At 68.3% G+C, this 17,785-nt stretch carries 18 protein-coding genes and 1 pseudogene; 8 read left to right on the top strand and 11 right to left on the bottom strand.

All coding sequences use genetic code 11. The features are described 5' to 3' along the window. Positions 1 to 20: 20 nt before the first annotated feature. Complete coding sequence (locus ACJEIK_RS17435) at positions 21 to 581, bottom strand: TetR family transcriptional regulator (protein WP_135356252.1); 561 nt, start codon at positions 579 to 581, stop codon at positions 21 to 23. Between the two features lie 111 nt (positions 582 to 692). Between ACJEIK_RS17435 and ACJEIK_RS17430 the strand changes: the two genes are divergently transcribed. Further along, positions 693 to 1,619 (top strand): SDR family oxidoreductase, encoded by a 927-nt coding sequence (locus ACJEIK_RS17430; RefSeq protein WP_133426039.1) that lies wholly within the window; start codon positions 693 to 695, stop codon positions 1,617 to 1,619. Here ACJEIK_RS17430 and ACJEIK_RS17425 read toward each other — a convergent pair. After that, on the bottom strand, positions 1,616 to 2,518 hold the full coding sequence (locus tag ACJEIK_RS17425) for an NAD(P)-dependent oxidoreductase (protein WP_060999694.1): 903 nt from the start codon (positions 2,516 to 2,518) through the stop codon (positions 1,616 to 1,618). The genes ACJEIK_RS17430 and ACJEIK_RS17425 overlap by 4 nt on opposite strands. A gap of 36 nt (positions 2,519 to 2,554) precedes the next feature. Between ACJEIK_RS17425 and dapB the strand changes: the two genes are divergently transcribed. The 4 genes from dapB to ACJEIK_RS17405 are packed head-to-tail and all read left to right on the top strand — an operon-like array spanning position 2,555 to position 4,755. Further along, positions 2,555 to 3,289 carry a 4-hydroxy-tetrahydrodipicolinate reductase gene (gene dapB, locus ACJEIK_RS17420; protein ID WP_060999695.1) on the top strand — a complete coding sequence of 245 codons (735 nt, stop codon included), beginning with the start codon at positions 2,555 to 2,557 and terminating at the stop codon, positions 3,287 to 3,289. Between the two features lie 10 nt (positions 3,290 to 3,299). Beyond that, positions 3,300 to 3,770: a tetratricopeptide repeat protein gene (locus ACJEIK_RS17415; RefSeq protein WP_135356253.1), complete on the top strand. Its 471-nt coding sequence runs from the start codon at positions 3,300 to 3,302 to the stop codon at positions 3,768 to 3,770. Next, on the top strand, positions 3,767 to 4,216 hold the full coding sequence (locus ACJEIK_RS17410) for a flavodoxin family protein (RefSeq protein WP_135356254.1): 450 nt from the start codon (positions 3,767 to 3,769) through the stop codon (positions 4,214 to 4,216). Before ACJEIK_RS17415 ends, ACJEIK_RS17410 begins: the two co-directional genes overlap by 4 nt. Positions 4,217 to 4,275: 59 nt before the next feature. Further along, entirely contained in the window at positions 4,276 to 4,755 is a 480-nt protein-coding gene (locus ACJEIK_RS17405) for a hypothetical protein (protein ID WP_135356255.1), read from the top strand. On the opposite strand, the gene ACJEIK_RS17400 is transcribed toward ACJEIK_RS17405, so the two are convergent. Together ACJEIK_RS17400 and ACJEIK_RS17395 are read right to left on the bottom strand one after the other, a co-directional pair. Beyond that, on the bottom strand, positions 4,749 to 5,666 hold the full coding sequence (locus ACJEIK_RS17400; protein WP_135356256.1) for a CoA ester lyase: 918 nt from the start codon (positions 5,664 to 5,666) through the stop codon (positions 4,749 to 4,751). The two genes, ACJEIK_RS17405 and ACJEIK_RS17400, sit on opposite strands and share 7 nt — an antisense overlap. 43 nt (positions 5,667 to 5,709) lie before the next feature. Further along, the gene (locus ACJEIK_RS17395) at positions 5,710 to 6,450 is read right to left on the bottom strand and encodes a dienelactone hydrolase family protein (protein WP_135356257.1); all 741 of its coding nucleotides are present in this window, start codon (positions 6,448 to 6,450) and stop codon (positions 5,710 to 5,712) included. A gap of 43 nt (positions 6,451 to 6,493) precedes the next feature. Here ACJEIK_RS17395 and ACJEIK_RS17390 point away from each other — a divergent pair, with 43 nt between their 5' ends. Together ACJEIK_RS17390 and ACJEIK_RS17385 are read left to right on the top strand one after the other, a co-directional pair. Further along, entirely contained in the window at positions 6,494 to 7,294 is an 801-nt protein-coding gene (locus ACJEIK_RS17390) for a thymidylate synthase (RefSeq protein ID WP_135356258.1), read from the top strand. 4 nt (positions 7,295 to 7,298) lie between these two features. Then, complete coding sequence (locus ACJEIK_RS17385) at positions 7,299 to 7,757, top strand: dihydrofolate reductase (RefSeq protein ID WP_135356259.1); 459 nt, start codon at positions 7,299 to 7,301, stop codon at positions 7,755 to 7,757. On the opposite strand, the gene ACJEIK_RS17380 is transcribed toward ACJEIK_RS17385, so the two are convergent. Genes ACJEIK_RS17380 through ACJEIK_RS17370 form a run of 3 tightly spaced genes read right to left on the bottom strand, consistent with a single transcriptional unit; the run spans position 7,745 to position 13,171 of the window. Continuing rightward, positions 7,745 to 8,977, bottom strand: coding sequence for a DUF4303 domain-containing protein (locus ACJEIK_RS17380; RefSeq protein ID WP_135356260.1), 1,233 nt, complete (start codon positions 8,975 to 8,977; stop codon positions 7,745 to 7,747). The genes ACJEIK_RS17385 and ACJEIK_RS17380 overlap by 13 nt on opposite strands. A gap of 6 nt (positions 8,978 to 8,983) precedes the next feature. Continuing rightward, positions 8,984 to 11,125 (bottom strand): DNA gyrase subunit A, encoded by a 2,142-nt coding sequence (locus tag ACJEIK_RS17375; RefSeq protein ID WP_060999713.1) that lies wholly within the window; start codon positions 11,123 to 11,125, stop codon positions 8,984 to 8,986. A 12-nt stretch (positions 11,126 to 11,137) separates the two neighbouring features. After that, the gene (locus ACJEIK_RS17370) at positions 11,138 to 13,171 is read right to left on the bottom strand and encodes a toprim domain-containing protein (protein WP_060999715.1); all 2,034 of its coding nucleotides are present in this window, start codon (positions 13,169 to 13,171) and stop codon (positions 11,138 to 11,140) included. A gap of 140 nt (positions 13,172 to 13,311) precedes the next feature. Between ACJEIK_RS17370 and ACJEIK_RS17365 the strand changes: the two genes are divergently transcribed. After that, a complete protein-coding gene (locus ACJEIK_RS17365; RefSeq protein ID WP_082761725.1) occupies positions 13,312 to 14,517 on the top strand; it encodes a winged helix-turn-helix domain-containing protein in 1,206 nt (401 codons plus the stop codon). Here the strand turns inward: ACJEIK_RS17365 and ACJEIK_RS17360 are convergent. The 4 genes and pseudogenes from ACJEIK_RS17360 to ACJEIK_RS17345 form a co-directional block, all read right to left on the bottom strand. After that, a complete protein-coding gene (locus ACJEIK_RS17360) occupies positions 14,514 to 14,906 on the bottom strand; it encodes an Lsr2 family protein (RefSeq protein ID WP_060999720.1) in 393 nt (130 codons plus the stop codon). The two genes, ACJEIK_RS17365 and ACJEIK_RS17360, sit on opposite strands and share 4 nt — an antisense overlap. A gap of 202 nt (positions 14,907 to 15,108) precedes the next feature. Beyond that, positions 15,109 to 15,508 (bottom strand): annotated as a pseudogene (locus ACJEIK_RS17355) (VOC family protein). Positions 15,509 to 15,769: 261 nt separating this feature from the next. Continuing rightward, positions 15,770 to 16,210, bottom strand: coding sequence for a hypothetical protein (locus ACJEIK_RS17350; protein WP_135356261.1), 441 nt, complete (start codon positions 16,208 to 16,210; stop codon positions 15,770 to 15,772). A 116-nt stretch (positions 16,211 to 16,326) separates the two neighbouring features. Then, entirely contained in the window at positions 16,327 to 17,742 is a 1,416-nt protein-coding gene (locus tag ACJEIK_RS17345; RefSeq protein WP_060999725.1) for a hypothetical protein, read from the bottom strand. Positions 17,743 to 17,785 lie beyond the last annotated feature (43 nt).

Here is a 17,785-nt window from a genome sequence, read left to right as displayed (position 1 = left end):
CTGGTTGCGACGGAACATGATCAGGATCGGGTCGCGGCCCGGAGTTCGGAGAGTGTCTCGCGGATGTGCTCGGCGAGGCTGCGGTCGGCCGGGTCGGTGAGCCAGTTTTCGAACGCCAGCTTGAACACCGCGATACCGGCCTCGGCGACCAGGCTCGCTGTGGGGTCGGCGACGCCGCGCCGGCGTAACGCATCGCCGATGGTCGTCGCCAGCGATGCGAGCTTGATGAGTTCGCGTTCTTGCAGGCTCGGATTGGCGGCGATCACGGCCTGGCGCCGGCGGGCATGTGGACGACGGTCGGCGAAGAAGTCGGACAGTGATTCCAGTGCGCCGGCGACGGCGTCGAGTGGCGCGGTGGCGGCCGGGGCGACGTCGATGGCGGCGCCGAGTGCGTCGGCGAGTTCGCGGCCCCGAAACAGCACCTCGCGTTTGTCGGCGAAGTGCCGAAAGAAGGTGCGTTCTGTGAGGCCTGCTCGGGCGGCGATCTCTGCGACCGTCGTCTCATCGAAGCCCTGCTCCACGTACAGGTCCAGGGCCGCCTGCTCCAGGCGGCCCTGCGCGTTCGGTTCCCAACGGCCCACGGGCGGATTGTAGGCGATGTCAGGGACTGTCACCACGAGTGATGACAGTGTCTGACATGAGGTGTACGTTCGGTGATGTCATTCACTGACATCACTCGAGGAGTTGAAATCATGCGCATATTCGTCACCGGCGCCAGCGGGCACATCGGATCCGTCGTCGTCCGCGAGCTGCTCCAGGCGGGCCATCAGGTCACCGGACTGGCCAGGTCGGACGCCTCCGCGAGCGCACTGGAAGCCGCCGGCGCGCAGGTGCACCGCGGCACGCTCGACGATCCTGACGGGCTCGCCGCCGCGGCGGCCGCGTCCGATGGCGTCATCCATCTGGCCTTCACGCACGACTTCTCCAACTACGCCGACTCGCTCCAGACCGACCTGCGTGCCGTCGAAGCCATGGGGGAGGCCCTGGCGGGCTCCGGCAAGCCGTTCGTGAACACCTCGGGCACCCTCATGCTGGCCTTCGGTGGGGCGGGCCGGCTCGGCACCGAGGATGCCGACGTCGACCGGTCGGGCCCGCGGGTGGCATCGGAACTGGCCACGCTCGCGCTGGCCGAACGCGGCGTGCGGTCGTCGGTGATCAGGCTCGCTCCAACGGTGCACGGGGACACCGATCACCACGGCTTCGTCCCGAGTCTCATCGAATTCGCCCGTGCCGCAGGACGATCCGGGTATCTCGGCGACGGCTCCAACCGGTGGCCCGCGGTGCACACCGTCGATGCCGCACGGCTCTATCGGCTGGCAGTGGAGTCGGCGCCGGCAGGCTCGGTGTTGCACGGGGCGGCCGAACAGGGCATCGCCTTCCGCGACATCGCGCAGGCCATCGGGGAGGGGCTGGGCGTGCCGGTGCAGCAGATTCCGGCGGACGACGCGTCAGCGCACTTCGGTTTCCTGGCGGGCTTCGCCGCGCTGGACAACCCGACATCCAGTGAACGGACGCGGGCCATGCTCGGCTGGGAGCCCGTGCAGCCGACACTGCTCGAAGACCTCAAGGCCGGCCACTACTTCGCGAACCTGCGGGGAGCGCCGCCGCTCTGGGCCTAGCTACTGACAAGCTCCGGGTGGAACTTGGTCACCAGCCGGCGGATGCCGTCGCGCCAGTCGACCGACGTGCCGCCGATCAACTCGTGCATCCGGGTGGTGTCGGTCGGGCCGCCGCGCAGCGCGTTCGGGTCCTCGGTGAACACCGGCTCGCGGCCGACCAGCTCGCCGATGTAGGCGCACCATTCCTGCAGGCTGACGGTCTGATCGCCGCACCAGTTCACGGTCGTGGCGGGCACCGACGCCACGTCCAGCAGCTTGGGCAGGGTCACCAGGATGTCGTCTTCGTGGATCGGGTTGTACAGCGCCGGGCCGCCCGGCGGTACCTGGATCGGGATGCCCGCCAGGATCATCTCCATCTGGTAGTACGGCCAGCCGCCGTTGTCGCCGTAGGGCACGTTGAATCGAGCGATGGTGGCCGGCAGATCCAGGGCGCGCGACATGGTGCGCACGACCGTCTCGCCGGCGATCTTGGAGATCGAATACGTCGGGAACAGGTGCTTGTGGTTGTCGCCCAGCGCCGCCGACTCGGAGCGGGGCTCGTCGCCGGGCGGGTCGTACACCGCGGCCGACGACGTGTGCAGGAACGCCTTGGCCTCGCGACAGTGCGCCATCAGCAACCCCACCGACTCGGCGTTGGCCGCGAGGTCCTTGTCCCACCGGCCGGTCTTGGCCACGGCGAGGTTGACCACGTAGTCGAAATCGGTTGGCAGGGCGCTGAAGTCACCGACCGCCAGGTTGACCGCAGCGCAGCGGACGCCGGCCTGCTCCAGGCCCTGTTGGGCCTGCGGATTGTTGAACCGGGCGACGCCCCACACCTCGTTGTCGGCCGCCAGGGCCCGGGCGATCGGGGTGGCCACCTGGCCGGTGACTCCGGTGATGAGGATCTTGGCGCCGCGCATGGGGCTGATGGTAGGACGGCCGCTAGGGTTGACCTCATGCGAGTCGGAGTTCTGGGTGCCAAGGGCAAAGTCGGTGCGACCATCGTCGATGGTGTGGAAGCCGCCGACGATCTGACGTTCACCGTCGGCGTCGACGCCGGAGACGAGCTGAGCATGTTCACCGACAGCGGTACCGAGGTCGTCGTCGACTTCACCCACCCCGACGTCGTGATGGACAACCTGAAGTTCCTCATCGACAACGGCATTCACGCCGTCGTCGGGACCACGGGCTTCACCGCGGAGCGGCTCGCGCAGGTTCGCGAGTGGGTTGCCGCCAAGCCCGGCGTCGCTGTGCTGATCGCCCCGAACTTCGCCATCGGCGCGGTGCTGTCCATGCACTTTGCGAAGCTGGCCGCCCCGTTCTTCGAGTCGGCCGAGGTCGTCGAGCTGCACCACCCGCAGAAGGCCGACGCGCCGTCGGGCACCGCCACCCGCACCGCCCAGCTGATCGCCGAGGCGCGAAAAGGTCTGCCGCCCAACCCCGATGCCACCAGCACCGGCCTCGAGGGGGCGCGTGGCGCCGATGTCGACGGTATCCCCGTGCACTCGGTGCGGCTGCGGGGACTGGTGGCGCACCAGGAAGTCCTGTTCGGTACCCAGGGCGAGACGCTGACGATCCGGCACGACAGCATCGACCGCACGTCGTTCGTGCCGGGCGTGCTGCTCGGTGTCCGTGAGGTCGCCAAGTACCCCGGGCTGACCATCGGCATCGAGAAGCTGATGGGGCTGTGACGGGACGGTGATGACCAAACCGAGTTCGCAGGTACTCCGCATCCAGCTGGTCGTCGCATTTCTGTGCGTCGCGCTGGTGGTCTACTTCGTGATGCTCGGGCGCTCCGGCGTCATCCTGATGCAGTCGGGGGAGGCCGCGGCGATCGGGCTCGGTATCGGCATCTTCGTGCTGCCGCTGATCGGGCTGTGGGCCATGGTCGCCACGCTGCGCGCCGGTTTCGCGCACCAGCGGCTGGCCCGGCTGGCGCACGACGAGGGCGTCGAGCTCGACATCAGTGACCTGCCCAAGCGCCCGTCGGGCCGCATCGAACGTGACGCTGCCGATGCGCTGTTCGAGTCGGTGCGGGACGAGGTCGAGGCTAGTCCCGAGGACTGGCGCGGCTGGTACCGGCTGGCCCGCGCCTACGACTACGCGGGGGACCGGACCCGGGCCCGGGAGACCATCCGCAAGGCCGTCCGTCTGGAGCAGGCCTCGCGATGAAACTCCTTGTCGTGCACCACACTCCGTCTCCGCATTGTCAGGAGATGTTCGAGGCGGTGCTCGCCGGAGCGACGGATCCCGAGATCGAGGGCGTCGACGTCGTGCGGCGTCCGGCGCTGACGCTGTCGGCGGCCGACGTGCTGGAGGCCGACGGCTATCTGCTCGGTTCGCCGGCGAATCTCGGCTACATGTCGGGCGCGTTGAAGTACGCGTTCGACCAGATCTACTACCCGTGCCTGGACGCGACACGCGGCCGGCCGTTCGGCCTGTGGCTGCACGGCAACGAGGGCACCGAAGGCGCCGAGAAGGCAGTCACCTCCATCACCACCGGAATGGGCTGGGTGAAAGCGGCTGAGTACGTGGTGGTTTCGGGTAAACCCAGCAAGGCTGACGTGGAGGCGTGCTGGAACCTGGGAGCGACCGTCGCCGCGACGTTGATGGGGTAGCGCCGGCCGGCCGTCGGCTAGGGTGATTGACGTTTGCGTCGATCAGTGAGGAGCCGACCATGGGAATCGCGGACCTGGCGTTGGGAGCCGCGCCACTGGCCGGAGGCGCGCTGCTCGGCGCCGTGGCGGGAAACCTGAAGCCACCGGACGTGCGCGCCGCGATCAAGGCCGACATGGACCTGCTGGACCGGATTCCGGCCGAGCAGACCGAGCGCCGCGCCGAACTGCAACGCACCATCGACATGCGGATCGACGAGGTCATCGCCGCGGTCGACCGCAGTCGTCAGCTCAAGTCGACGGCGATCGGTTACGCGTTCAACCGCGAGGGCCGGCTGCGCGACATCCTGGTCTTCATCATGGCCGTGCTGTTCAGCATCATCTGGTGGAACCTCAAGCACTCGCGCACCGGCTGGCTGCCGATGTTCATCGCGCTGATCGTCTTCACCGCGCTGTCCGGCTGGTACGCGCTGCGCGGCATCGTCCGGGCGTTCTCCTCGGTGCTGCACCGGGACAAGAAGGCCGGGGAGGCCGCTCAGTAGTGGTAGGTGTCCGACGGCGCCGACACGTGGTCGGGGTCGTCGCCGAACATCGACGGGTGGATGCCGTACGCCTTCGCCAGATCCAGGATCTTGTTGGCGCGGGCGATACGCGGCAGGTCCGAGCCGTTGCGGATTTCGCCGCCGTCGCGCTCGAATTCCGCGAAAAACTCCTGCGCCCAAGCAATTTCGTCTAGTGACGGCGACAGGCCCTCGTTGACCGTCGCGCACTGTTCCGGGGTCAGGCAGATCTTCCCGGTCATGCCGAACTCGATGGAGACGGCGGTGGCCTCACTGAGCTTGCGGGAGCTGGACCCGATGGTGGGGCCGTCGATCGCGCCGGGCAGATGCGCGGCCTTGGCGGCGATGGTGAACCGCGAGCGGGCGTAGGCCAGCGTCGCCGGGTTGTCGCCGAAGCCGGTGTCGCGCCGGAAGTCGCCGATACCGAACGCCAGCCGGAAGGTGCCCTTCGCCGACGCGATCTCGGTGATGCGCTCGAGTCCACGCGCGGTCTCCACGAGCGCGACGACCGGCACGTTGGGCAGCCGCTTGGCGGTCTCGGTGACATGGTCGACGGACTCGACCATCGCCAGCATGATGCCGCCGACAGAAGTCTTCGACAGCATCTCCAGGTCGTCGGCCCACCACGGGGTGCCGAAGCCGTTGACGCGCACCCAGTCGGTGTTGCCGTCGCCGAGCCAGCGTGCCGCGTTGTCCCGCGCCTCGTCCTTGTCCTTGGGTGCCACCGCGTCCTCGATGTCGATGATGACGATGTCGGCGCTGGAGCGCGTCGCCGGCGCGAAGCGGTCGAACTGCGATCCGTTGACCAGCAGCCAGCTGCGCGCGAGTACCGGGTCCAGTCGGGATCCGTGCTCGTTGGCGTCGGGTTCGTAGCTGCTGTTCTGGTCGTACACACGTCAATCGTCCCGCACAGCGGGAGCCGGGGCGGCCCCGGGGTTACTTCAGCGCCGCGCCGAACACCCGCTCCATCGCGTCCCAGTGCCGTTGCCCCGCGGCCTCGTCGTAGGCGCCGACGTTGTCGGGCACCGCGAAGCCATGCGCGGCCGGGTAGAACTCGACGGTGTGCTCGACGCCGGCGTCGGTCAGCGCGCGGTCCAGAATCTCGCCCTGCGCGGCGGTGAAGGACGCGTCGTTCTCGGCGGCGCCCACGTACACGACGGCGCTGATCCGGTCGGCGCGCAGGTGCGGGCTGTCGTCGGTGTCGGTGACCAGGCCACCACCGTGGAACGACATCGCCGCGGCGACGCGGTCGGGCAGTTTGCCGGCGATGACGAACGACGTGCGGCCGCCCATGCAGTAGCCGGTGGTGCCGAACTTGTCGCCGGCGACATCGGGCCGGGCCGCCAGGTAATCGAAGAAGGCCGTCGCGTCGGCGACCATGACGTCCTGCGTGACCTTGCGCATCAACCCGAACAATCGCCCACGCTCGGATTCGTCGGAGAACGCGGTGGCCATGTCGAACGGCGCCCACCCCGCCTCGCGGTAGTAGATGTCCGGCACCAGCACCACGTAGCCCAGTGCGGCGAGCCGCGCGGCCATGTCGTCGAAGGTCTGCCGCGGGCCGCCGGCATCGGGGTACATGTCCACCGCGGGCCACGGGCCGGTGCCTTCAGGGGTGGCGATGGTGACGGCACAGCTGCCGTCGGCGGTGGTGATGGTGTCCTTGGTGATCGGCATGGCATCCGTTCTACTCCGGGTGCTCCACACGTAAGCTGGCAGCGTGGCTGTGCCGACCCCTTACGAAGACCTGCTGCGCCTCGTGCTGGAACAGGGCACGCCCAAATCCGATCGCACCGGGACCGGCACCCGGAGCCTGTTCGGCCATCAGCTGCGCTACGACCTGGCCGCCGGGTTCCCGCTGCTGACCACCAAGAAGGTGCACACCAAGTCGGTGATCTACGAGCTGCTGTGGTTCCTGCGCGGCGACTCCAACGTGCGGTGGCTGCAGGAGCGCGGCGTCACCATCTGGGACGAATGGGCTTCGGAGACAGGCGAACTGGGGCCGGTGTACGGCGTCCAGTGGCGGTCCTGGCCGACGCCGTCGGGCGAGCACATCGACCAGATCAGTGCCGCGCTCGAGATGCTGAAGACCAACCCCGACAGCCGCCGCAACATCGTCTCGGCGTGGAACGTCGGCGAGATCGCCCAGATGGCGCTGCCGCCGTGCCACGCGTTGTTCCAGTTCTACGTCGCCGACGGAAAGCTGAGCTGCCAGCTGTATCAGCGCAGCGCCGACCTGTTCCTCGGCGTCCCGTTCAACATCGCCTCCTACGCACTGCTGACCCACATGATGGCCGCGCAGGCGGGCCTCGAGGTCGGTGAGTTCGTCTGGACCGGCGGCGACTGCCACATCTACGACAACCACGTCGAACAGGTGCAGCTGCAGCTGTCGCGCGAGGCGCGGCCCTACCCGGAACTTGTTCTGTCGCCGCGTGATTCGATCTTCGACTACCAGTACGAGGACATCGCGATCGTCAACTACGACCCGCACCCGGCCATCAAGGCTCCCGTTGCGGTCTGACGGCGTGAAACTGATCTGGGCGCAGGCCAACGGCGGTGTCATCGGCCGCGACAACGACATTCCCTGGCAGCTGCCCGAGGACATGGCGCGCTTCAAAGAGCTGACACTCGGCGCCACGGTGGTGATGGGCCGGCTCACCTGGGAGTCGCTGCCGGCGCGGTTCCGGCCGCTGCCGGGCCGCCGCAACGTCGTCGTCAGCCGGGATGCGGGCTATGCCGCCGAGGGTGCCGAGGTCGTGACGTCGTTGCCCGCCGAGATCGACGGCTGGGTGATGGGTGGGGCGCAGCTGTACGCGCTGGCACTGCCGGCGGCGACGCTGTGCGAGGTCACCGAGATCGACGTCGACGTGCCCGACGGCGACGCGTTCGCACCGACGCTGGACGACTCCTGGACCGTCACGCAGAGCGAGTGGCAGACCAGCAGGACCGGCCTGCGGTATCGCTTCTGCACCTATCGGCGGTAGCCCGCGAGCCGCCGGACGTCGGGGTCGGGATCGTGGACGGCCAGGTCGGTGATCCGGGCGCTCAGCGCCGCAATGTCGTCCGAGGCCAGACCTTCGGGCCCCATGGGGCCGATCAGTTCACCGAGGACGACGACGGCGTGCCGCCGGATCAGCGGCTCGGCATGATCGAGCCCCAACCGGGCGCCGGGGAGATCGCCGGCATCCAGCGTGCAGTAGCCCTGGCCCGGGGCCAACTCTTCCGCGACGAGTGCCGCGATGGCCGGGTCGGTGAGCCCGGCGGCCAGCAGTCCGTAGTTCAGGGGTCGGTGGCTGCGGCCGTGATCGCGGAACGACCGGTACGGTGCCGTGACGGCAGCCGCGCGGCTTGCCGCCGGCAGGCCGCTCTGCAGGACCTGCGGTCCATGTCCCAGCCGTCCCAGGGCGGTGGCCGCCCAGTCGTGGCCCTGGCCGGGCAGAGGTACTGCCGCCCATAGCGCGTCGAGTACCTCGGGCGACGCGACATCGAGGTCCGCCAGCAGCTTGGCGCCGAGCCAGGCGGTGTCCCGGCGCCGCAACGCCGCGATGGCGGCGGGGACCGCGGCATCGCCGAGCTCCAGCAGCAGTGCCCGTGCGCGTTCCTGGCCCAGGTCGCCCGGTGGTCCGGGTACCAGTCCGGCAGCCGCCGCCAGTGCCGCCACCCGCTGCGCGGGCGGCAGTTCCAGGATGGCGTGCTCGGCCGCGTCGGCGGCGACGTACTCCGGGAAGTGCCGCCGCACCTCGTCGGGGGTCAGGGAACGCACCAGCAGGTCGCCGTCCTCGTCGTCGAGGTAGACGACGACGTCCGCCGGCAGGGTGCCGTCGGCCACCAGCGTGGCTCGCACGCCCGCGGCGATGGTCAGCATCGCCTGCGCGAACCGCACCCAGGCCTGGTCCCACTGGGCACGTGGCAGGCCCGACACCGCCTCAACCAGCCGGTCACCCCAGTCTCCGGCGGTCTCGCTCCACTCGTAGTCCTGGTGCTCCCAGTCCGGTGGGCTGAACCGGCAGGACGGCTCCGGCACCGTCTCCTCGGTGGCCACGGCCAGATTGGGCAGGTAGATGACACCGGTCGTCTCGGCGTAGAACTCGCTGAACGCCACCGCATACGGCTGTTGCCCGGCGGCCGCGCCGACCAGCGCGCGCACCGCCGTGACCGCGGCGGCGGTCAGGTCGGTTTCGAATCCCGCCCAGTCGAACCGCACAGATGCCTACGCCTCGGCCGGCGCCACGTCGGCGCCCGTGCCCTTCACCGAGGACTTCGCGCGCTTCTCGGCGCGCACGGCCTTGCCATTCCGCACGAACCCGGTCGGGGAGACTGCCGCCGACAGCAGGGCGTCCTCACCGCCGACGAACGGGTGGAAGCCGACGCCCGCGCCGCCGCGGCCCTTGACCGGGATGTCGGCGACTTCGGTTACCTTCCAGCCCTTTTCGGACGTGGACAGGATGGCTTCGCCGTTGCCGCACGTGATCGGCAGCGCCGCGATCACTTCATCGCCGTCGCCGGCCAGCTTCACACCCGCGACACCATTGCCTGCCGCGCCCTGCGGATTCACCGCAGCCGGGTCGATGCGCAGAATCTTGCCGCGCCGTGTCACCAGTGCGAGGTGATGGCCCGGCGTCAGCACGCCCGAGCGCAGCAGCCCCGTGATGTCCGGGGCCACCGGGATGTCACGGGTCTTGAACGGCAGGCCGTTGCCGTTGGTGAACTTGATGCGCCCGTCGGTCCACACCGCCCAGCCCAGCCCAGCGGAAAGCAGGTCGCCGTGGCTGTCGGAGAACACGCCCCGATCGTCAAGGCGCCAGTTGGCGTTGACTTTTCGCTCACGCGGGCCGTCGTCGTCGGAACTCGAGGCCGTCGGCGTGCCCTCGACGTCCAGGACCGTGCGGCGGTCGAATTCGGGCCCGGCGAACAGCTTCGCCGTCTCCTTCAGTTCGTTGTCGATCACCACGCGCCGAGCATCGGGGTTCGCGACGAGCTCGGTGAGCTCGGCGAATTCGGCATCCAGCTTGTCCGCCTCGGCCTGCAGCTCGATGACGTCGAGCTTCGTCAGACGTCGAAGTTGCAGTGCCAGCACGTAATTGGCCTGCTCCTCGTCGATGCTGAACCGCTCCTGCAGCCCGCGCCGGGCGTCGTCGACGGTGTCGGAGCCGCGGATGACCGCGACGGCCGCGTCGATGTCGAGGTGGATCTTCATCAGGCCGGCGACCAGATGCCTGCGGGCGGTGACCTTCTCGAGCCGGTACTGGCTGCGGTGCAGGACCACCGAGTCGCGCAGGTGCAGGAAGGCGCCGATCAGCTCGCGCACCGTCCACCACCGCGGCACGCGGTCCTCGTCGAGCGCCACCAGGCTGGCGGCGAACGTCGACTCCAGCGGGGTCAACGCCAGTAGCTGGTCGCGGATGGTCTCGGCGGCGTGGCCGCGCTTGGCGGTGACGACGATCCGCAGCCCGTTGCGACGGTCGGTCAGGTCGGACATGTCGGCGACGCCGGCCAGCTCGCCGGACTCGACCAGCGCCCGAATCCGGTCCTGCACAGTGTTGCTCGCGACACCGGGCGGCAGCTCGGTGATCACGACGTTCTTGCCGTCGACCGACAGGGTGCCGCGCACGGTGAGCGCACCGCGGCCGGTGGTGAGGTACTCGCGCAGCCCGGCGGTGCCGACCACCGTCGCACCACAGCCCCAGTCCGGGCCGGGGATGAGTTTGGCCAGCCGGTCGTCGGTCATGTTCGGGGTCTTCAGCAGCGCCCGGCAGGCCGCCATGATCTCGCGCGGATTGTGCGCGGGCACCTTGGTGGCCCAGCCTTCGGCGATGCCCACCGCGCCGTTGCACAGGAGCACCGGCCACTGGGCCGGGAGCATTGTGGGCTCGATCCATTCCCCGTCGAATGTGGGCACCATCGGCACCGCGTGGTCGTCGAGTTCGGCGGTCAGCGCCGCGCCGGGGGCCGACAGCCGCATCTCGGTGTACCGGTCGGCGGCCGGGATGTCACCCTGGATGCGCGGGAAAGCGCCTTGGCCGTCAATGACTTTCACGCGCTGGAACTCGGCGGCCATCAGCGCCGCCGCGCCGTACATCGACGCGCCGCCGTGCGGGTGCAGGTTGCCGGTGACGGCCGAGCAGACCTTCGAAGACTTCTGCGGCTTGTTGCCGGGCAGCAGTTTCGAGTCGTGCATCTGGTACAGCAGCCGGCGCTGGCCCGGCTTGAGGCCGTCGAACGCCGACGGGATGGCGCGGTCGCTGACGCTGTAGAGCGCGAAGGTCAGCTGGTAGTGGTTCCAGTAGTCGTCGGCGCTCTGGTCGAGGACCAGGTCCTGATTCTGCTCAGGAACGTCCAGGGTCGAGGTCACAGTTGACTCTTTCTAGTCCAGGTCCAGCGCAAGGGTGTCGACGACGGCGGCCACCTCGGCCATCCACGAGCGCCGGCCCTCGGGCGGCCCGCCGAACAGGGTGTGGTGCAGCTTCTTGTCGGCGTCGTCGAGATGCACGCGAATCACGGTGCGGCGCTGTGGATCCAGCACGGTGTTCCAGAAGTCGTCGGCGTCCATCTCACCGAGACCCTTGTTGCGCTGGACTTCCACTCGGCGCTTCGAGCGCGCCTTCAACTCGGCGACGGCCGTGTCGCGCTCGGACTCGTCCTGGCAGTAGATGCGCTCCTGACCGTCTTTCACCACGAACAGCGGCGGCAGCGTCACGTAGACCATGCCGGCCGCGACGAGCGGGCGGTAGAAGTCCAGGAACATCGAAATCAGGCTCGAGTTGATGTTGCCGCCGTCGGGGTCGGCGTCGGAGGCGAACAGGATTCGGTCGTAGCGGCACTGCTCGGGGTCGCAGTTGTCGCGCACGCCGCAGCCCAGGATGCGTTCGATGGAATCGAACTCGTCCTTGACCCGGGCCTTGTTCACCGTGAAGCCATAGACGTTGGGCGGCTTGCCTTTCAGTGGGAAGGCGGCCTGGAACGTCGCGTCGCGCGCCGCCTTGATGGTGCCCAGCGCCGAGTCGCCCTCGCAGAGGAACAGTTCGGCGCCCGAGCCGCGGCCGGTCTCGCGGCTGGGTAGCAGCTTCGGCGGCAGCGAGAGGTTGGTGCCCAGCCCCTTGGCCTTCGAGGCCGCGCGGGACCGCGCCTTGGCGCCCTCGGCGCTGCGGCGCGCGCGGGCCGACTCGAGCGCCAGCTTGGTCCACAGCGACACCGTCTCGCTGTTCGCGGGATTCGCCGCCCAGACGTTGACGCTGCGCGCCACATCCGGGGCCATCGCGACGTTCAGCGAGCGCGACGAGACCGCGGTCTTGGCCTGGGAGTCCCAGCCGACGTCCGGGGCGCGGGTGTCGACGGCCAGTGCGGTGACCGCGGCGAAGTCCTGCGGTTCGGGTCCGTCCTCACCCTTGGCCAGACCCAGATCCCGGATCCGGGACGCGCGGTCGGCGAGCGCCTCCGACAGCCCCTTGATGGCGGCGGTCAGGTGCGAGCCGCCACCGGGGGTGCGCACGGTGTTGCAGAACGCGGCCACGGTGGTCGGCTCGGCCGGGCCGGCCGTCAGCGACCAGCGGAACGGGGTGGGGCCGCGCCCGGTGGTGTACTCGCCGCGTCCTTCGACCACAGCGCGGACCGGGGGCAGGGGAGTGCCTGCCGAGGTGCACATGAGGTCCAGCAGCGCTTCGGTGCCCCAGGGGCCGTTGAAGGGCTGCAGCAACGCGGGCGGCACCTCCTCGCCGGGCCAGCCCTCGTCGACGACGGTCAGGTGCACACCGGGGCACATCCGGGCGGCGGCGTGGGCGCGCAGCAGGACCTCGGCGATGTCGACGCTGGCGTCCGGCACGACGGCCTGGTCGAACAGGATGCGCACCGTGGTGCCGTGGGCGTCGGGCTTGCGGTTGCCCGTGCCACGCAGCTTCTGGTTGTCGGCGCGGGTGAACTCGGCGTTCGGGTCGAACTCCTTGCCCTCGAACGTGCCGGGGTAGCCGTGGCCGAAGCTCTGCAGGTACGTCTTGCCGGCGCGGCGCACCGTGACGTCGGTGCGGGCCGAGATGAACACCGCGGCCGCGGCGCCGATGCCGTTCAGGCCGGCGCCGGTGCTGGTGGCGTCGGTGTGGGCCGAGAACTTGCCACCGGCGCGCGCCGTCCCGAGGGTCTTGACGATGCCGTTCTTGCCGGTCACGGGGTCGGAGTCGATGGGAAGGCCGCGTCCGTCGTCGGCGACGCTCACCGAGCCGTCGGCATGCAGGGTGATGGTGACGGTGGATCCGCCGTGACTGGGATCGGCGACCTCTTCGACCGCGTTGTCCACCAGCTCGCGCAAGGCGGTGTTGAGCACGTCCAGGCCCAGGTTGACCGCCGGTCGCAGGCGGGTGTGCTGAACATCGTCGAGTTCGGTGATGTCCGCAGCGTTGTAGCTCACTGCTGGTCCTTTCCGTCAGGGCCGGTCGGGAGCGACCGAAGCCCCAATACAGGGTGTGCCGCAGGAATGGTAGGCGGTTCGGCCGACAACCTTGCGGATCCATGCGCGAGTTTGTCGGTGGTCTGCGCCACGATGTGACAGTGGCAGCACTCACCACGGTCCAGGCCCGTCGCATCGCCGTCGCCGCCCAGGGCTTTCACGAACCCAAGCCGACCGGACCGGTAACCCGGGCACACCTGAAGCGTTTGCTGTCCAGAATACAAGTGCTGCAGCTGGATTCGGTATCGGTCTGCGTCCGGGCGCATTACGCGCCGGTGTTCAGCCGGCTCGGCCCCTACGATCGGGACGCTCTCGACGCGCTGGCGTGGAGCCACAGTGCGCGCTCGCCGCGGCATCTCATCGAATATTGGGCGCACGAGGCGGCGTTGTTGCCGGTCGACGACTGGCCGCTGCTGCGCTGGCGGATGCGCGAATACACCCACGGTCGCTGGGGCACGGAGATCGTCAAGCGCAACGGTGAGCTGGCCGAGAAGATCGTCGCCGCCGTCGCCGAACTCGGGCCGACGACCGCCGGACAGATCGAGGCACACCTCGAGGCCGAACCCCGCGGCGCCAAGGGGCCGTGGTGGGGGCGCAGCGACACCAAGTGGGTGGCCGAGGCGCTGTGGTCGTCGGGTGTGCTCACCACCGCCACCCGGGCCGGTTTCGCGCGGCACTATGACCTGGTCGAACGGGTGTTGCCGGCGGATGTGCTGGCCCGGGAGGTGTCCGACGACGAGGCGGTCCGGCAGCTGGTGCTCAAGGCCGCCGGGGCGCTGGGTGTGGGGACCGAGGCCGACATCCGCGACTATTTTCGCCTGGGCGCGCGTCAGGTGAAGCCCGCGCTGGCGGCACTGGTGGCGTCCGGAGAGCTGGAACCCGTCACGATCGACGGGGTGCCGGCCTACCTGCGCGCCGGGCAGAAAGTGCCGCGGACCGATCGCGGGACGGCGCTGTTGTGCCCGTTCGACCCGCTGATCTTCTTCCGGCCCCGCGTCGAGCGACTGTTCGGCTTCCACTACCGGATCGAGATCTACACCCCGGCCGCTAAGCGCCAATTCGGTTACTACGTCTGGCCGTTTCTGCTCGACGGCCAATTGGTCGCGCGCGTCGACCTGAAACGAACCCCTGACGCGCTCCATGTGGTCGGTGCGTTCGCCGAGGACGGCCAGGACCGGGCGCGGGTGGCCGCGGCGCTGGTGCCGGAGCTGCAGTCGATGGCGGCGTGGCTCGGCGTCGACGATGTGACCGTCGGGCAGCGCGGTGACCTGGTCACCGCGCTGGGCCGACGGATCCGGCGCGGCTAGTTCGCGGCGTGGTACGCCTCGACGATGTCGGCCTTGATGCGACCGCGGGCGGCGACGTCGTAGCCGTTCTCCTGTGCCCACTCGCGGATGGCGGCGAGCTGTTCCTTCGAGGACGCGGCCTTCTTGCCGCGGCGGCGCGCCGTGCCGCTCTTGGCGGCGCGGCTGGTCGGCTCTGCGACCTTCTGGGTCCGGGCGCGGCGGCCGCCGACCCGGGTGGCGGCGTCCAGGTAGGGCGCCAGCGCCTTCTCGAACTTCGCCACGTTCGCAGCGGAAAGATCGATCTGGTAATCAACCCCGCGTACCGAGAAGTTAATCCGTTCACCGCTGTCGTCGGTGATTTCAGTGCCGTTAATATCGTCAACAAGTTGGACGACAATGCGTTCGGCCACGAATGATCTCCTTTATCGGGGGTGTTCGGCCGGAAGTGTAACGATAAAAAATAAGAAGGGCACTCCGGAGTCTCCATTGCCGGTTGTAGTGTGCCGGTTCACAGCTTTTTAGCGGCAATCCGACTGAATATCGAAAATTCAAAAGGGGCGGTAATTGCCACGGCCCCAAGCTGATTCGACCCGCGTCCCCGTGCGAACCTGATCACTGCGCGTCGTGGTGGCACACCGCTTCCAGCATGATGCCGAACGGGTCCAGCCAGAACATGGCGAAGTAGGGCGGCGGATATTGCGGGAACGACTGCGGTGCATGCAGCACCTCGCCGCCGGTTCGCTGCACGAACTCGTGGACGCGCTCGACCGCGGATCGCGTCTTGACCATAAAGGCGAGGTGTTGCAGCCCGGTGCGGTGCCGCGAGTGATCACCGGGCGCTGCGGTCGGATAGAAAAACAGGTTAGGTGCCAGGTTTGCCGCCGGCCGGGCGAAAGGCGAACTCGTCGTCGGCGGCAATGAAAGGCTCGAAACCTACCAATGGCATGAATTCGTCGTAGTAGTTCTTCGCGGCCGCAAGGTCGGGCACGTTGATTCCGAGGTGTCCCAGCATCATTGGAATCTAGACCGTCCCGGCATCCGGGTGGCAAGGTGGTGAAACGGCGCGGTAGCTCGCCGTCACGCCGAACTTATCGGCTTTGTTGCCGTAGGTGAGTGAGGTGTATTGCTCCGCAGCGGCATTCGTAAGGTACTTGCGGTGTGTACTTTCCCCTGCCGCACTTGCCGCGCCGCTGCATTGCTCTGATGGCTGCCCGCGCGTTCCGCTCGTTGGGGAATGACTGTTTGTACGGGGTGGGGCAGCACGATGCGATGCTCATCGACCGCCGATCACCTGAGTGACCGTCGCCTGGAGATTGGCTCCTTCGGGGCCGTCAATGGTTGTCTCCCGGTCGAAGGTCGCGGTGCCGTTCTTGTCGATGGAGAAGTTGCCGATCTGCGTCTGATCGCCGCCGGTGACTTTGAAAACCACGGTGGTCTTCGTCGGTAGCGCCGCGGTCCCGGTGTAGTGCGGGTCGATGGTGTAGTGGTAGCTGCAGCCTGCAGAGCCAAAGCACTTCTGTTCGGTGACCAACACGTCCACCCGAAAGTCGCCGGGCCGCGGCGAGGCCACCTCGCTCACTGAATCGGAAGTGTCCGACGTGCTGCCCACGATTGACGGCGTTGCGCCGCGCGTGTCTGTCGACACCTGTGGTGCGCACCCAGCGCACCACGCGGCGGCGATGATGGCGGCGGCGGCCTGAGTTTTGTTGATCATGTTGAATCCCTTCATTTCTGGATCGTCATCCGGGCGGTAGGGTCGTGTGACGAGCCTTGATCCCGCTGTCCGGCGCGGAACGTGACAGTTAAGCGCAGCGGTCCGACAAGTTCGGATCAGGCGACGGCGCCTGACTCGTGAGGTTGGTCGGCCGGCACTTCCGTGAGCGCCTCCAGAGCATCGGTGAGTAGGCGCTGGATCCCGGCATTGATGCCGGTGCAGTCGTTCTCGATCTTGGTGGCGTTCTTCTGGATCGAGCTAGCCAGCTTCTTGACTCCGTCGATCTTCTCGAGCTGCTTGATGGCCTCGGTGATCTTCTCCTCGGCAGTGGCGATCTCGTCCGCGCCGCGGCGGCTCGAAGCCGCCAGGGCGCTGGCGCGCAACAGCATGACCACCGTGCGCAGCAGCGCCGGATCATCAGCCTCGGGCTTGAAGGCCATCACAACTCGGCGGGGCCCCAGGACCCGGATCGACTGACCGCCATTCTGTTCCGGCGTCGGAACGATCCCGAGAGAGGCGTTGGCTTCGCGGTTCCGTTCGGCCAAGTCGAGGTACGGAGTCCATTGGCGTTCCTTGATCGAATCGGTCACCTCGATCACCACCTGTGCGGTGCCGCCGCCCACCGTCCAGACGCCATCGCCCTTTTGGCAACGCGCGATGACGCCGGTCGTGTTGCGGGTGTCTGTGTACTCGTCGCCCATGCCGGCTGCGATGTCCTGCAGGAGCCCGCCGAGGACATCCTCGAACGCTGCTCCTTTCCGAGTGGTCCGGGTGGTCACCGAGTTTCTAGCCTCTTGGATTTTCAGCGCCACCACGACTTCGTCGACCTTCTTGGCTAGGTCGGAGTGGTTGTCGGCGATCAGCTTGGTCAGCTTCTCCTGCTGGGCGTCCAGTGCCTTGGCGTGTTTGGCCATCGGCGAGGTCGGATCGGACGGGTCGAACTGCTTGGCTGCCTTGGCGAGCAGGTCGCCGGTTCCCACCTTGACTTTCGCGTCGAGGTCGGCACCGAATTTGTCCAGCACCGGCTGCAGCTTGTCGATCAGTTCGGGATTCGTGCCGCCGAAGATGCGGCGGAGTTCGGCATTGAGGGACTTCTTCGCGTTGTCGACCGACGTGGTGAATTCCTTGCGGCTGGCGGCGTCGGCCTCGGTGATCGCCTTCTTGGCATCATTGGCGGCCTTCGCCATTGCTTCGGCTGCCGTCTTGGTTGCGCGCTCAGTCGTCTCCACCGCCTTGGTGGTCGACTCGGCCGCCTTTTCGCCGACATCCTTGAGCATCTGCTGCAGAGCCTTGGCGTCGTGGGCCTGCCCGGCAGCGGACAACGCGTGCGCGCCGATCTTGATGGCCTCGGTGACGAAGGTGGTGAGGTCGGCTGCGGCGAGGACGTCAGGGTCGTCGATGACGGGGCCACGTTCGCCCGCCGTCCATCGCTGCGCTTCGTGCGCAACGTCCTTGTCGCGCACGGTGAGTCGTTCGATCTCGATCCCGGTGAGGGCGTCGTCGAAGTGGGCGGAGTTCTTCTTAGCCGGCATTTGTGCCTCCTGGGTTTGGTGCCTCCACGGAGCGCGGAAGCGG

The sequence above is a fragment of the Mycobacterium sp. SMC-16 genome (genome assembly GCF_046250085.1).
GTDB lineage: Bacteria > Actinomycetota > Actinomycetes > Mycobacteriales > Mycobacteriaceae > Mycobacterium > Mycobacterium phocaicum.
This window is presented reverse-complemented; position numbering and strand designations above follow the sequence as displayed.